Origin of the sequence: Flavobacterium sp. MEB061 (genome assembly GCF_000834715.1) — a bacterium.
Classification (GTDB): Bacteria; Bacteroidota; Bacteroidia; order Flavobacteriales; family Flavobacteriaceae; genus Flavobacterium; species Flavobacterium pectinovorum.
Genome location: NZ_JXQR01000040.1, coordinates 367,130 through 381,500, shown reverse-complemented (window position 1 = coordinate 381,500; position 14,371 = coordinate 367,130). Strand labels below are relative to the sequence as shown.

Genomic DNA, 14,371 nt, shown 5'->3' with positions numbered 1-14,371 from the left:
TGTTTCTGGTTTCACGTTTCAAGTTTTTCTCTACAACATGAAACTTGAAACTAATAAAACCTGAAACTAATAGCAAAAAATGAAAATCAAAAATATAATAGAAGTTCTCGAAGAAATGGCACCTTTGGCTTACGCCGAAGATTTTGATAACGTGGGACTTTTAGTCGGAAATTCAGAAACCGAAAGTAGAGGAGTTTTAGTTTGTCATGATGCTCTTGAAAATGTAATTGACGAAGCTATTGCTAAAAATTGCAATTTAGTCGTTTGCTTCCACCCTATTTTATTCTCTGGAATTAAAAAAATTACAGGTAAAAATTATGTGGAACGCGCCATTTTAAAAGCCATCAAAAATGATATTGCAATTTATGCTGTTCACACTGCTCTTGATAATCATTCACAAGGCGTTAATAAAATTTTCTGTGATGCCTTGGGATTGACAAATACAAAGGTTTTGATTCCGAAACAAAATTTTATTCAAAAATTAGTTACTTACACAACTCCTGAAAACTCAGATAAAGTTCGAAATGCTATGTTTGAAGCTGGCGCAGGAACTATTGGCAATTATGATAACTGCAGTTTTAATACTGAAGGTTTTTTTACTTTTCAAGGAAATGAAAACAGTAATCCGGTTATTGGAGAAAGAGGAAAATTACATACCGGAACAGAAATAAAAATCGAAGTTATTTTTGAAAAACACTTGCAATCCAGAATTTTAAAAGCATTATTTGCCAATCATATTTACGAAGAAGTTGCTTATGAAGTTTACGATCTTCAAAATTCACATCAAAATATTGGCTTGGGAATGATTGGTGAATTTGAAACTGAAATGGATGAAAAAGAGTTTTTAAAATTCGTAAAAGATAAAATGCTTGCCGATGGAATTCGCCATTCTGACTTTTTAGACAAGAAAATCAGGAAAGTTGCCGTTTTGGGAGGCTCAGGAAGTTTTGCTATAAAAAATGCAATTCAGGCCGGAGCCGATGCTTTTTTGACTGCCGATTTAAAATACCATCAGTTTTATGAAGCCGAAAACAAGTTACTTTTAGCCGATATTGGTCATTTTGAGAGCGAACGCTATACAAAAAACTATATTGTTGATTATCTTCGAAAAAAAATCCTTAATTTTGCAATCATTTTATCAGAAGAAAATACAAATCCAGTTAAGTACTTATAGAATATGGCGAATACGAAAGAATTAAGTGTTGAGGACAAGTTAAGAGCAATATACGATTTACAGCTTATTGACTCTAGAATTGACGAAATCAGAAACGTAAGAGGAGAACTTCCTTTAGAAGTGGAAGATTTAGAAGATGAAGTTGCAGGTTTGAGCACTCGTTCAGAGAAACTGAAAAGTGAACTTGAGGTTATTGAAGATCTTATCAAAGCAAAGAAAAATGCAATTGATGAGCACAAAGAGGTTATCAAAAAATACACAAAACAACAAGAATCAGTTCGTAATAACAGAGAATTCAATTCTTTGACAAAAGAGGTTGAATTTCAGGAATTAGAAATTCAATTGGCTGAAAAGCAAATCAAAGAAATGAAAGCTTCTATCGAACATAAAAAAGAAGTTATTTCTAATTTAAAAGAAAAACTTGACGCTAAAAGTTCGCATTTAAAACATAAAAAATCTGAATTGGATGCAATTATGTCTGAAACTCAAAAAGAAGAAATCTTCTTATCTGAGAAATCTGCTGAATTTTCAGGTCAAATTGAAGAAAGATTATTAGCAGCTTACAACAGAATCAGAAGTAGTGTTCGTAATGGTTTAGCCGTTGTTTCTATCGAAAGAGGAGCTTCTGCAGGATCATTCTTTACAATTCCGCCTCAAACTCAGGTAGAAATTGCTTCAAGAAAGAAAATCATCACTGATGAGCACTCTGGAAGAATTTTGGTTGACAGCGCATTAGCTGAAGAAGAAAAAGAAAAAATGGAACAATTGTTCTCTAAATTCTAAATAATAAGATCCCGATTTAATCGGGATTTTTTTTTGCATAAAATTTTCCGCCACGAATTTCACTAATTTCACTAATTATTATCTACTAAGAATAAAAATTCGTGCTAAATTTGTGAATTCGTGGCGATACTTTTTGATCAGGTTTCGAATAATTATATTTTATCATTAAACTATTGGTTTTGGGAATTAAAAAAGGAATTCGTTTCATTACATTGAAATCAGTTGGGCAATATATTAACTTCCTGAGTTATGTGCGTCCGCAAAAAGCTGTAGAACTTTCATACGCGCTTTTTAGTCAGCCAAGAATTGGCAGATTACAAAAAGATACTTTACCCAAAGTTTTAAAAAATACAGAAACAGAAACGTTTCATCATAACGAACATCATTTTCAAACCTATATCTGGAAAGGAAATGAAACCAAAATACTTTTGGTTCACGGATGGGAAAGCAATGCTTCGCGCTGGAAAAAAACGTTACCTCATCTTCAAAAATCAGGAAGTACTATTATCGCCATAGATGCTCCGGCACACGGACAAAGCAGCGGAAAGGAATTTAATGTTCCGCTTTATGCCGAATTTATCAACAAAGCCGTTGAAAAATACCAACCCGAAATTATTATTGGTCACTCTATTGGCGGTGCAGCTTGTGTTTACCATCAATATTTGTTCCCGAATACCAGCATTAACAAAATGGTAATTTTGGGAGCTCCATCAGATTTAAAAACATTAATTGATAATTATGTTTCGATGTTGAGTCTGAATACTAAAATGTTTTCACTTTTAGAAAGTAAATTCATGAATCGCTTCAACTTTAAACTCGAAGATTTCTCCGGACAAAGATTCGCTTCAGAATTTAATGTTTCCGGATTAATTGCGCACGATACATCAGATAAAATTGTTGCTTTTGAAGAAGGTAAAAAAATAGCCAGTAACTGGAAAAACAGTCAATTTATAGAAACCAAAGGTCTAGGCCACGGTATGCATGATGATGAATTGTATAATAAAGTGATTGACTTTTTGTTTTCTTCTGAGGAGATTTAATGCCACGAAGTCGCTAAGACACAAAGTTTTTTTGAAGCTGTCATCCTGAGCGGAGTCGAAGGAGCCTAAGGAGCTCGACAACGATTGACGATTTGCTGTGTAGTTTAAAATTAAGAAGTCTAAATAACAATCTTAAAATACTTTAACAACTCCTTCTCTCCTTTTCCGGTAATAATTATGGCTCTTGAATTTTTAGTTTTTCTGAGCCAGTCTTCGGTTATCATTTTATTTAAAAGCAGCGCACCAATTGAACCTGCCAAATGATTTCGCCTTTCGCTCCAATCCAGGCAAGGTTTTAAAAATATTCTTTTTTGTTTTTGGGCTTCTTCTATATTAATTCCAAAATCAGAAAACCATTTTTCGCCTTCAGTACTAATTTGAAAAGTATCGTTCTTGTTCAGAATTATTTTTTGTTCTAATAAACTATCGGTCAAAGCAACGCCGATTTTTCCAGCCAAATGATCGTAACAGGTTCTGCAATATTTTATGGGAGGATAAGTTTCTTTTTCTTTCTTTAATCGAAGTTCTGGTTTAGGAATAAGATTTGCCATTGCTTCTATAGCGTAAGCTACTTCTTTATTTGAAAATCTGTAATATTTATGACGTCCTTGCTTTTCTACAGAAAGTAAATCTCCTTCTAAAAGTTTGGTCAAATGCATACTTATATTTTGCGGAGAAGTATTGGCCACAATAGCAAGTTCTGTTGCCGTAAAAGCTCTTCCGTCGAGCAATGTCCACATTATTGCCGCACGTGTCGGGTCGCCAATTAAGGTCGCTGTTTTTACAAATTGATCTTCCATATAGATTTCATAGTTAAATACAAACTGAAGTATTCGCTTGTAAAGTTAAATAACTTTGCTAAAAACAAATCAAATATGCCTTCTAGTTTATTCTTTCAATCTGATGTTAAAGATCCTTATTCTATTTATAAATTAATGTTGGATAAAAATCCGGTTTATTGGGATGAAACCAATCAAATCTGGGCAATTTACTCTTACGAATATTGTGTTGAGATTTTAAAGAATTCTCAAGTTGAAATTCCGATTGTAAATCCGAATAATGAACAAAACCTAAATGAGTCTGCTTTAGATATCCTGAACAATCTAACTCGTTTATCAAACGGTATTCAACATGAAATTACTCGTGAAATTGCTATGCTGGTATTTTCAAACCTGAAATCTATCGTGATTGATCAAATTATTTCTCAATTAATTCAAAAGGATTTAAGTGATAACAAAATCGATTGGGTAAACTCTATTTGCAAAAAATTACCCATTCTTAGTGTTTTAAAAAGTTTTGATTTTGGAGAAAAGGATTGTGATTTTATTTCTGAAAAAATAGATTCTTTCAGCAAAATAATGCTTCCAAAAAAGACAGAGGAACAAGTAAAATTAATTAATGAAAATGCAGAAAAATTATATTCAATTATAGAAAAGCATCTTTCGTTATTGCCATTTTATAAGTCTTTGTTAATCAAAATTTCAGAGAAATATAGCCTTATTTCTGAAGAAATTACTGCAATGGTAATTGGTAATTTTATTGGTTTATGTATTCAAAGTTATGATGCCGGGCGTGGAATCCTAAGTAATTCTTTATTGCAAATTATTAACAACAAATACTCTTTAAATAAAACAGAAATAGAAAAAGCTGTTATCGAAACTTTGCGATTTGACCCACCAATTCATAATACAAGAAGAATTTCGATCGGAGATTTTTATATCGGCGAAAGCCATATTAAAAAAAATGATTCGATATTGATTATTCTGGCTTCGGCAAATCGTGATGCCCAAAAATTTGAAAATGCAATGGATTTTAATATTGAAAGAACTAATAATCATGAAAACCTAACTTTTGGAATTGGCGGACATATGTGCCTGGCTAAATATTTTTCTATCAATTTAGCAACAGAAGTTTTATCTTATTTAGTAAATGAGTACAAAACGATTGCATTATTAGAAAACAAGATTGAATATGAACCTTTAATCAATGCCCGATTGCCAAAAAATATCTGGATTACAATAAATAATTAAAATACAAAATATGATAGCTGTAATTTTTGAAGTAGTTCCGAATGAAGGAAAAAAAGAGGAATATCTTGACATCGCTGCCAATTTAAAACCTGAATTAAGTCATATTGATGGATTTATTTCAATCGAGCGTTTTCAAAGTTTTACCGATCCCGAAAAAGTTTTGTCTTTATCTTTTTGGAGAGATGAAGAAAGCATTCAACAATGGAGAAATCTTGAAATGCATCGTTATGCTCAGGCAAAAGGAAGAAATGAAATTTTTAAAGATTACCATTTGAGAATCGCACATGTTGTTCGTGATTACGGAATGTTTGACAGAAAAGAAACACCTGAGGATAGCCCTGAGTTTCATTCTTGAGAAAGGTTCAAAGCTGCAGAGGCTCAAAGGGGCAAAGGTTTTCTTTTAAGGTTCTGAGATTCTAAGGTGCTAAGTTTTTTTCTTTGGCTAAAAAACTAATATCAATTGAGGAATGTGAAAAATCTAAGAAAGTCCAACAATCTAAAGTCTAAAATCTAAAATTCTAAGAAGTCTAAATTTTCCTTACTTTTGCAATATGGAAGAGAATTTAAAACGTCTAAATAAATTTATTGGTGAAACAGGTTATTGTTCCCGTCGTGAAGCCGATAAATTAATTGAAGAAGGACGTGTAACAATAAATGGCGTTGTGCCGGAAATGGGAACGAAAGTTTCGCCAGATGATGAAGTACGTATTGATGGAAAGTTGATTGTCGAGAAACATGAAAAAATGGTTTATCTGGCATTTAACAAACCCACTGGAATTGAATGCACGACCAATTTAGAAGTTCGAAATAATATTGTGGATTATATTAATTATCCTAAACGTATTTTTCCGATTGGAAGATTGGATAAAGCCAGTGAAGGATTAATTTTTATGACGAATGATGGTGACATCGTAAACAAGATTTTGCGCGCCAGAAATAATCACGAAAAAGAATATACGGTTACAGTAAACAAACCTATTACCGATCGTTTTATTGAGCGAATGGGAAATGGTATTCCAATTCTGGATACTGTTACACGAAAATGTAAAGTAGAGCAAATCAGTAAATACACATTTAAAATTATCCTGACACAGGGATTAAACCGTCAGATTCGTAGAATGTGTGAATATTTGGGTTATGATGTAACGGCTTTAAAACGTATCAGAATTATTAATATTTCATTAGATATTCCGGTTGGCCGTTATCGCGATTTAACCGATGCGGAAATTAAAGAATTAAATCGTTTAATTGAACCTTCGAGCAAAACTGAGGAAGCAAGTTTACCAAAAGAAGAGACTCCAAGACGAAGAACAGAATTTATTTCAAAACACGATCCCCGATTTAAGAAAAAAGGAGATTATTAGTTTTAGAATTTCATAGAAAGCCCCGAAATTGATTCGGGGCTTTTTTTTAAATTTACCAGCAATTAAATTACGGGCAATTTGGTATTTTATTCCAGTTTCCTGCTCCGTTCCAGTCATTTCCAAGATCTCCTAATAAATCGATATTGGGTTGTTCCTGAAATGCATAAACCATAACACCACCATAATTATTTCCTTTTAGCCATGAAACATCACCTGACGGATCTCCGGAAGGTTGTCCTGACCAAAATCCGCAAACTAGGGTGTTACTTGCCATTCCGAAAGAAACATATGGCGCTAAACGATATTTCGGACTTCCACCATAACTCATTTCCCATCCATAAGTCAGATTATCTGCCAATGTTCGGTTTTGATATGTAGGAATAAAATATTCTGAATCCGACCATAAAGCTTTTGAAATGATACTGTCGGGCATAAGTTCTTTCATTATAGTTGTAACTGTAACTAAAGACGTATCAATTGGCGTTCCACTACTATATTCATCATCAATATCGATTCCGTCCAAGCCTAATCGATCTACAATTTCTTTTAACTGTTGAGCAAAATTGGCTGCAGTAGCGACATCTGGAAATTCAGACCAGCCACTTGCATCGTGATTATTTAAGAAAGTTAATAAGACCGTTATTCCTTTATTTTGCAATTTTTGAATATCGCCGGCAGTAAGTTTAGCATAATCTGAACTACCTACCGCATAAGGATATCCGTCAGGCACTTTTGTATTTGGCGCCAATGCTACCGCTCCTGCCGGAAAAGGTTTTAGATTAATGTTGGCTGAAAAAATACAAACTACATCAACCGCTGCACTGCCATCTGCCATAGTGTAGCAGCCTGGTGTTTGCAATTTATCTATACTTACATATGCAACAGACATTCCTGTTTTTTCGTACGAATCACATTGAGGTGCACTACCGTACCAAGGTTCACCACTAAAGAATACGGCATCTCCAGGGTTGAAAATCCCCTTATCTCCTAAAGTTTCAAGAACCATATATTCTCTGCAAAAGAAAAAGAAACTAATATCAGGATTTTTCAAAGCGATACGTTTGGCTTGTTCAGGTGAGCAATTTGGAACTCTTTTGATTAAAGTATTCCAATTGGCACCTTTAAACATTGCCACATTTGGTTTTTTTATCCAGGCCATTTTATAAATTTTTAAATTATTTTTGGTTAAATAAAAAAACTAGAAATACAATAGAAGCATTTCTAGTTTTATTTACTCAAAATGAGTGTAATTGAGATTAGAATGTATATTTAATCTCAATTACACTCATTTGCCCTTCTACAATTGTAGACCATTGTCCTGTAAATTCAGCACCATATGATGCAGCAATTACAGATCCTACTTTTTGAGCTTCATCATTACTCCATAACGGACCAGCCAAAACGTTGGTTTTGTATTCGTTTTTACCTCCGTTTTTAACGTTTAGTTCTAATTCAACTACACTCATTTGACTGTCTACAACAGTATTCCATTGTCCTGTCCATTTTCCTTGGTGTGCAGCTGCTACTAAAGGAGCTTTTTCGTTTGCGTCTTGTTGGCTCCAAATTGGGCCTGCCGGGATATTCACTTTAAATGTTGCCATGATATTAAATTTTAATTTATTGATTTGTTTGTTCCTACTCTTTTGGCTTTTCAGATACTCCTCGTTTTTTAGGTGGTTACAGAACTCCACTTTTACAAATGATTAATTTGTAATTAACTTATTACTAGTAATATAAAAATCAAATACGCTAGCTTTATTTAATTTCTGTAGTAAAAGTATTGCAGAACTTTATCTGACATCGCAAATATGTTACAAGATTGATAATCAATGTCATAAAAAACAAAAACCGAGGTATGGGAGCAAAAAAAAACCTTCGCATCTGCGAAGGTTTTTTCATTGTAAATCAGCAATTTAAATAATTTATTACTTTAAGATTCTGAAGTTTTTCACGAAATCTTTGTATTTATCACTTAAGGTAACTTTGTGATTTCCTTTTAAGATAACCAAATTATCATTCACTATTATTTCTTCTATTTTACTTATGTTCACGATATAATTACGATGCGTTTGGCAAAATTTAGCCGGATCTAAAAGATGGATAATTTTAGTCAATGAAATTAGAATTACAAATTTCTCAACATCTGTTATAATGTTACAATAGCGATCTTCAACCTCGATGTAAACAATATCTTCAATTTTGACTTTCTTTAAAGATTTATTTTTTTTGATAAAAAGTGTGTCATTACTTATTACGGTATTCTGATCTTCACTGTGAAAAACATTGGTTTGCTCGTAAAATTTCTCGACAGCCATTTCCAGCGCATACAAAATCTCCAGTTCATTAAACGGTTTCATTAAAAAACTAAAAGGTCTTGTCAATTTTGCTCTTTCAAAAATTTGACGGTCTTTTGAACTCGTTAAAAAAACAAAAGGCTTTACACCGTTTGGAACGATATTTATAGTTTCTGCAAAAGTAATTCCGTCTGGTTTTCCATCCAGAAAAACATCAATAACAACAATGTCAATTGTGTTTTGGTAAAAAATGGTGAGCGCATCCTGATAAGTCTGTGCAATTCCAACAATGTTATAATTATTTTCAGTAAGTACTTTTACAAGTGCATCACTTTCTGCAACAGTATCTTCGATGATAAGGACATTAATATTATCCATGATTTTTAAACTTAGGCAATATTATAATCATTTTAGTTCCAACAATTTCTTCACTTTCTATTTCGAGTTTTCCTCCATTTTTACGAATCAGGCTTTTGCACAACTGCATTCCTAATCCCGTACCTATTATGTCGTCATTTTTCTTTTTCGAAAGCAAAAGTGTTTCTTTTAATAATTCTTGTCGCGTTGTTTCATTCATTCCCAATCCGGTATCTTCGATCACTAAATAACAAAATTCTTCAGATGAAGGTCTTGTGTAAATAGAAATTGTACCATTTTCTTTTGAAAATTTAATCGCGTTGTCTAGCATGTTCCGAATAATGATTTTAAGCGAATCCATATCTGCAAAAACATAATCTGTTTTAGAAACATCGCTTTTAAAATTGATGTTTGCGTTTAACATCAATGGTTTGTAATTGTATTCTACATGCTGTACAATGGTAGCCAAATGCAATGATTCCTGATAAAAATAGGCCTGTTGGGTTTGCAATAAAGCCCAATTAAGCAAGTTATCCAGCAAATTATAAGCTCCATTTGCAATTGTACTATTATTATGCAATAAAACATCGAGTTCTGTAAAGTTTTTACTTTCCAGATTCTCCATCAATTTACCGTTACTTGTTTTTAAGGCATTAACCGATGATCTTAAATCGTGGCTTACAATAGAAAATAGTTTATCTTTTGTTGCATTCAATTCATCTAACTCATTTTTCTGAGCGAGAATAATTTTATTGTTTCTGATTTTTTGTCTGTAAAAATAAACTCCAGTTCCAAACAAAACTAAAAGCAAAGCCGAAGAAATGATAAAACCATTTCTTTCGGCTACTTTTACTTTATTTTCGGCTGCAAGAACGTCTACTTCTTTTTGTTTTTGTTTTACAGCAAACTTCTTTTCTAAATCGGCAATTGCCCAAACTTTATTTTGATCGTTTAAGGAATCTTTCCATGTTTCGTATTCCTTTCTGTATACTAATGCAAGTTGGAAATTTTTTCTATTTTCTTCAACAGCAGCCATATTTTTAGCTGCGGTTTTTTTTAAATCGAAAGATTTTACCTTTTTTGACAATTTATATGCTTTTTCAAAATAAGGAATCGCTTGAATATCTTTGTATTGTGTATAATACAGATTGGCAATATCTATATACGATCCTATTAGTAATAGTGTATCTTTTTGACGTTCCTGTAAACTTGCACTTTTAAACAAATATTCTTCTGCTTTATCAAGCTCATTTATATATAAATAACATAGTCCGATATTATGTAAAACGCTACTCTTATCAAAATCATATGCATCAGAAATAGACAGATTTTGAATTTGCTCAAAATATTTTAAAGCATTTTTAAATTCATTTTGTTGTAAGGCTATTTCACCTAAAGAAAATTTTACTTTATAATAAAACAGAAAGTTAGAGGAAATCATGTGAAATTCTCGCTTAGCTTCATCAAGAAGTTTTTTTTCCGTAAAGCTTATTGCTCTAAAATAATGACAATAATCATTCAACTCTTTAACTTCAATTCTATTAAGTTGTTTCATTGAATAGACTAATGTAGAATCCCAATTTTCTTCTAAAAAAAATAATTGAGCTTTTTTAAAGTTGATTTCTTTATTAAACTCCCTCTCTTTTTTTTTAATTTCTGAACTTAATAATTTACTATTTATTTTTGATTGAGAAAAAAGTGCAAAAGGGAAAAATATTAATATGAAAACAACATAACTGTCAATTTTAGCCATCCACATTTTTAATTTAAATATGATTCGATAAAGCCCCATTTAGTTTCGTTGTACAACACTTTCAGTTCCTCTCGAAGTTTCAGGATCTATATCCCACAGAAAAGTTTGAATTGTTTCTATTTCAGCAAATGTATCTGTTCCATAAGGGTATGGTTCAGCTTTAAAACTTGCTTCATAAACATCAAACTCTTTTTCTGGATCATCCAGTATATCATAAGCTATAAAAAACTGCAGCTGGCGCTTTCCGTGAAGATCTACATACCAATTTTGATAAATATCAAAATCTAATTCGCCTTCTTTATCGTCCTCAACTTCTTTTTGTCCTTTTGGTTTACGGGCAACCAAAAAAACTGCCCTAACCTGAAACGTTCCATCCTTCTTTAATGTAGCCTGAACAATTGGAGCAAAAGGAATTGGTGATTCATTCTCAGGAAAACTTATAGGTGTTTTTTTTGTTATTCTACTTTGGCTTTCAGGTTTCATGCATTTACCTGGTGGATAAATTTTGCCTTCTGGTCCTGGTCCTGTAAGAGTAGTTTTTGTCATGGGTTTTGTTTTTAGGGTTAGATTTATTGATTGATTAATTATATTTTTAAGAAACATCTCACTTTATTCAATTAAAAACATATAAAATTTCAAGTTTTTGGAAACCAAATATAGTAAACATTTTCTTAATAAGTTTTAAGCCTTTGTAATAACTGTATTAATTAACAATTATTAACCGCAAACCTTTATAAAACTTGACTTACAATTATAGCTATCAAAAAAAATCCCATTCAAAATTGAATGGGATTTAGTAAACTTATTTTTTCTCGTTTAAAAATTCGTAATACAATATCTTCGATAAAACAGTTTCGTTTTGATATCTTTTAATTTCATTTTCTCGCTGTATCTCGCTGTATTGTCCATCCAGATTATGAAGTAAAAAATATTCTCTACGAGTTTTATCATTAAAATTTAATTCGCTTAAAAATTTTGGTTCGACTCCCTTGTTTACAGAGATGTTATAATTTGTAATCAGACCTCCCCAATTAAAAAAGCTGCACAAAAGTACCGTTCCATAAAAATACCAAACCATTTGATTGAAAAGATAGGCGTTTGTTTTTTGTTTGGCAATTTTTAAAAAGGCGTATACTAAACCAATAATAGCCAGTATTAAAAATGCACAAACGCCCAATCTTTTATAAGTCAATCCGAAGAATGAAACGTATTCTGAGTTTTTTACGGCTGTACTCAAAATCAAAGCTCCGTTTAATACAATCCAGATTTTAGACAGGCGTTTTAGATTTGTTGCTTTTTCATCAAAATTGAATCCGCCCTTAAAATAAAACAGAATTACTCCAACAGCCATAATGATAGAAAAAATGATTGCATTTACTCTTTCATGTGTATCTGCGCTTAATTTTGAAGTTTCAATTACTTCAAAAAATTGTTCGTAATTATACGTTACGATAAAAATTAAGAGCATTACGTTTAAAAGTAATAAAGTGATTTCGCCGCTTTTTCTCTCGAAATTTAAATCCAGAAATGAGAATGTGTTTTCGTTTACTGCTTTCTCATCGTTAGAAAACTCATTGTTTAATTTTGGATTGAGATCGTAACAAACTTCCGGAATCCAGTAATTCCAAAAAGTAAACGAAATATAAAATCCTAAAACAGTAATCACGAGCAACTGCCAAATATCAAGATCTAATTGATAATCTGTAAACAGAGAAGAAAAATGATCGCTTCCAAAAGAATAGACCGTAAAAAATAGCGCTACAAAAACAACCGGAATGATAAAATAGGCTATTAATTTTTTGGCAAAATTATTATGTATTTTCTTTTCCGGAAGCCATTGGCTAAACATAAAAACACGTCCTAAAGAAGTAACTCCGTTTACAAATACTAGCGGAAAAACCTGCATTATTTTGAGCTGCACATCATGCGTTTTAAATTGTAAAAAAATAATTGACATGAACATAGCGAGAAATGACACAAAATCGCCGTACCAGGCAAAAGCAAAACACGATAGAACAGATGTAAGCACTAAAACCAAATGTGACCGGTCTGTGAATCGATCCTGAAAAAAATAACAAATCAGGCCTGTTAAAACTAGTCCAAAAATAGCGAGGTTTACTCCTATTGATTCTTTGTAAAAAAGCAGTGTAAAAATAATACTGCATGCTAAAATAAAATGATGTTTTTTCATGATTTAAATTTTAAAAGTACTTTGTATTTCAAAGTATTTAGATAAAAAAATTTTACTTGTTAGATTTCATTAATTTTTCAAGACTCGATAAGTGTTCATTAAAGGCCGCGCGTCCTCTATTGGTCACTCTATATGATGTTTTAGGCTTTTTGCCTACGAATTCTTTCTTTACTTCAATATATTCTGATTTTTCTAATGCCGAAGAATGACTTGCCAAATTACCATCTGTTATATCCAAAAGGGTTTTCATTTCGGTAAAATCAATCCAGTCATTGACCATCAGAATGGACATAATTCCCAATCTGACGCGGCTTTCAAAATCCTTATTTAGTTTATCAATGATTCCCATTGGATTATTTGTATTTTTTGAACATGATTAGTCCGTACAAGATATGCAAAATTCCAAAACCTATGATCCAAAAAATTAAACCATATCCAATGAAAAACAAAGAAATGCATCCTAAAATAAGCTGGCTAAAACCAAGATATTTAACATCTGAAAATGTATATTTTTCTGCATTTATCAAGGCTAATCCGTAAAAAATTAAAGTTGTTGGCGCTACCAGAATAAAAATTTTATGATAGATAAGTGCCAGACAAAAAATACCGCCAACCGCTAAAGGAATCGCCAAATTGAAAAGCATCTTTTTTGTTGCGGTTGTCCAGATTGGCAAATTGTACTTTTTACTTTTTCTTATGGTGAAAAAGATTCCGAAAACAAAAGCAAATATCAAAATGATTAATCCGCTTGAAATTAATTCAGAAACTAAGTTACCATCCAATAAAATATCTTCCCCATCAAGATAATTTATCCCGTTTATTTTGAATAACTGATAAACATACAATCCGCCAATTAAAGCAGAAAGCCCGGCAAATACTCCTGAGAGTCCGCTTAATGATATAAATCTGGAAGAACGCTCCATCATGGAACGAATATGTGATAAATCTTCTTGATGCTTCTGATTCATGATTAAAGTACTTTGAATTACAAAGTTATTATTTATTTTGGATTGACAAATAAAAAAGGTGTTTTTTTATTGTGATTATTTTACAGAATGAATTTTTTGTATCCAATATGTAATTCCTAGCGGAGTATTTATGCCTAAAAGAATATCTCGTAGAGATTACATATTGGTAGAAAAAAAGATTTAACGTTGCATTTTTGTCCCGTAGGGACTACATCTGTTTAATTTATCTTAACGAATGTAAACCTACAAGGTTTTGAAAACCTTGCAGGATATATGAAAAGATCTTACTACCTATGAGCCGCGTGAGGGATAGAAGCTGGCTACCGAAGTAGCGCGGATAGCCCGACCGTATTTGCAAAAGGCGCACATATGCGGCAAGATTGGAGCGCCTTTTGCAAATACGGTCACGCCCAATGC

15 protein-coding genes are annotated in these 14,371 nt (G+C 32.2%); 6 read left to right on the top strand and 9 right to left on the bottom strand.

What is annotated here, in order from left to right:
* The first annotated feature begins 79 nt into the window (after nucleotides 1-79).
* From RT99_RS17475 to RT99_RS17465, 3 genes are all read left to right on the top strand, one after another.
* On the top strand, nucleotides 80-1,174 hold the full coding sequence (locus RT99_RS17475) for a Nif3-like dinuclear metal center hexameric protein (RefSeq protein WP_042566000.1): 1,095 nt from the start codon (nucleotides 80-82) through the stop codon (nucleotides 1,172-1,174).
* Between the two features lie 3 nt (nucleotides 1,175-1,177).
* Entirely contained in the window at nucleotides 1,178-1,957 is a 780-nt protein-coding gene (locus RT99_RS17470; RefSeq protein ID WP_026982834.1) for a zinc ribbon domain-containing protein, read from the top strand.
* A 179-nt stretch (nucleotides 1,958-2,136) separates the two neighbouring features.
* A complete protein-coding gene (locus RT99_RS17465; RefSeq protein ID WP_042566064.1) occupies nucleotides 2,137-2,997 on the top strand; it encodes an alpha/beta fold hydrolase in 861 nt (286 codons plus the stop codon).
* A 119-nt stretch (nucleotides 2,998-3,116) separates the two neighbouring features.
* Here the strand turns inward: RT99_RS17465 and RT99_RS17460 are convergent, their stop codons facing one another.
* The gene (locus tag RT99_RS17460) at nucleotides 3,117-3,797 is read right to left on the bottom strand and encodes a helix-turn-helix transcriptional regulator (RefSeq protein WP_042565999.1); all 681 of its coding nucleotides are present in this window, start codon (nucleotides 3,795-3,797) and stop codon (nucleotides 3,117-3,119) included.
* A 75-nt stretch (nucleotides 3,798-3,872) separates the two neighbouring features.
* On the opposite strand from RT99_RS17460, the gene RT99_RS17455 reads away from it, so the two are divergent.
* The 3 genes from RT99_RS17455 (at nucleotide 3,873) to rluF (ending at nucleotide 6,391) form a co-directional block, all read left to right on the top strand.
* Entirely contained in the window at nucleotides 3,873-5,027 is a 1,155-nt protein-coding gene (locus tag RT99_RS17455) for a cytochrome P450 (RefSeq protein ID WP_042565998.1), read from the top strand.
* Between the two features lie 10 nt (nucleotides 5,028-5,037).
* A complete protein-coding gene (locus tag RT99_RS17450) occupies nucleotides 5,038-5,382 on the top strand; it encodes an antibiotic biosynthesis monooxygenase (RefSeq protein WP_042565997.1) in 345 nt (114 codons plus the stop codon).
* A 196-nt stretch (nucleotides 5,383-5,578) separates the two neighbouring features.
* Nucleotides 5,579-6,391, top strand: a complete 813-nt coding sequence (gene rluF / locus RT99_RS17445) for a 23S rRNA pseudouridine(2604) synthase RluF (RefSeq protein ID WP_042565996.1) — start codon at nucleotides 5,579-5,581, stop codon at nucleotides 6,389-6,391.
* Between the two features lie 67 nt (nucleotides 6,392-6,458).
* Here the strand turns inward: rluF and RT99_RS24800 are convergent, their stop codons facing one another.
* From RT99_RS24800 to RT99_RS17405, 8 genes are all read right to left on the bottom strand, one after another.
* The gene (locus RT99_RS24800; protein WP_052483720.1) at nucleotides 6,459-7,550 is read right to left on the bottom strand and encodes a glycosyl hydrolase family 18 protein; all 1,092 of its coding nucleotides are present in this window, start codon (nucleotides 7,548-7,550) and stop codon (nucleotides 6,459-6,461) included.
* Nucleotides 7,551-7,647: 97 nt separating this feature from the next.
* On the bottom strand, nucleotides 7,648-7,992 hold the full coding sequence (locus tag RT99_RS17435) for a mannan-binding lectin (protein ID WP_042565995.1): 345 nt from the start codon (nucleotides 7,990-7,992) through the stop codon (nucleotides 7,648-7,650).
* A 324-nt stretch (nucleotides 7,993-8,316) separates the two neighbouring features.
* The gene (locus RT99_RS17430; protein ID WP_042565994.1) at nucleotides 8,317-9,063 is read right to left on the bottom strand and encodes a LytTR family DNA-binding domain-containing protein; all 747 of its coding nucleotides are present in this window, start codon (nucleotides 9,061-9,063) and stop codon (nucleotides 8,317-8,319) included.
* On the bottom strand, nucleotides 9,056-10,597 hold the full coding sequence (locus RT99_RS17425) for an ATP-binding protein (RefSeq protein ID WP_242607223.1): 1,542 nt from the start codon (nucleotides 10,595-10,597) through the stop codon (nucleotides 9,056-9,058). The genes RT99_RS17430 and RT99_RS17425 overlap by 8 nt, the downstream gene beginning before the upstream one ends.
* A gap of 237 nt (nucleotides 10,598-10,834) precedes the next feature.
* On the bottom strand, nucleotides 10,835-11,341 hold the full coding sequence (locus RT99_RS17420; RefSeq protein WP_131494927.1) for a hypothetical protein: 507 nt from the start codon (nucleotides 11,339-11,341) through the stop codon (nucleotides 10,835-10,837).
* A gap of 256 nt (nucleotides 11,342-11,597) precedes the next feature.
* Nucleotides 11,598-12,986 carry a DUF4173 domain-containing protein gene (locus RT99_RS17415; RefSeq protein WP_042565992.1) on the bottom strand — a complete coding sequence of 463 codons (1,389 nt, stop codon included), beginning with the start codon at nucleotides 12,984-12,986 and terminating at the stop codon, nucleotides 11,598-11,600.
* A gap of 52 nt (nucleotides 12,987-13,038) precedes the next feature.
* Nucleotides 13,039-13,335, bottom strand: coding sequence for a transcriptional regulator (locus RT99_RS17410; RefSeq protein ID WP_042565991.1), 297 nt, complete (start codon nucleotides 13,333-13,335; stop codon nucleotides 13,039-13,041).
* Between the two features lie 4 nt (nucleotides 13,336-13,339).
* The gene (locus RT99_RS17405; RefSeq protein ID WP_042565990.1) at nucleotides 13,340-13,954 is read right to left on the bottom strand and encodes a hypothetical protein; all 615 of its coding nucleotides are present in this window, start codon (nucleotides 13,952-13,954) and stop codon (nucleotides 13,340-13,342) included.
* Between the last annotated feature and the right edge of the window lie 417 nt (nucleotides 13,955-14,371).

Bases quoted from the DNA above. Each gene is read 5' to 3' on its own strand.
- RT99_RS17475 (WP_042566000.1), top strand. From the start codon at position 80: ATGAAAATCAAAAATATAATAGAAGTTCTCGAAGAAATGGCACCTTTG.
- RT99_RS17470 (WP_026982834.1), top strand. From the start codon at position 1,178: ATGGCGAATACGAAAGAATTAAGTGTTGAGGACAAGTTAAGAGCAATA.
- RT99_RS17460 (WP_042565999.1), bottom strand. From the start codon at position 3,797: ATGGAAGATCAATTTGTAAAAACAGCGACCTTAATTGGCGACCCGACA.
- RT99_RS17455 (WP_042565998.1), top strand. From the start codon at position 3,873: ATGCCTTCTAGTTTATTCTTTCAATCTGATGTTAAAGATCCTTATTCT.
- RT99_RS17450 (WP_042565997.1), top strand. From the start codon at position 5,038: ATGATAGCTGTAATTTTTGAAGTAGTTCCGAATGAAGGAAAAAAAGAG.
- rluF (WP_042565996.1), top strand. From the start codon at position 5,579: ATGGAAGAGAATTTAAAACGTCTAAATAAATTTATTGGTGAAACAGGT.
- RT99_RS24800 (WP_052483720.1), bottom strand. From the start codon at position 7,550: ATGGCCTGGATAAAAAAACCAAATGTGGCAATGTTTAAAGGTGCCAAT.
- RT99_RS17435 (WP_042565995.1), bottom strand. From the start codon at position 7,992: ATGGCAACATTTAAAGTGAATATCCCGGCAGGCCCAATTTGGAGCCAA.
- RT99_RS17430 (WP_042565994.1), bottom strand. From the start codon at position 9,063: ATGGATAATATTAATGTCCTTATCATCGAAGATACTGTTGCAGAAAGT.
- RT99_RS17425 (WP_242607223.1), bottom strand. From the start codon at position 10,597: ATGAAACAACTTAATAGAATTGAAGTTAAAGAGTTGAATGATTATTGT.
- RT99_RS17420 (WP_131494927.1), bottom strand. From the start codon at position 11,341: ATGACAAAAACTACTCTTACAGGACCAGGACCAGAAGGCAAAATTTAT.
- RT99_RS17415 (WP_042565992.1), bottom strand. From the start codon at position 12,986: ATGAAAAAACATCATTTTATTTTAGCATGCAGTATTATTTTTACACTG.
- RT99_RS17410 (WP_042565991.1), bottom strand. From the start codon at position 13,335: ATGGGAATCATTGATAAACTAAATAAGGATTTTGAAAGCCGCGTCAGA.
- RT99_RS17405 (WP_042565990.1), bottom strand. From the start codon at position 13,954: ATGAATCAGAAGCATCAAGAAGATTTATCACATATTCGTTCCATGATG.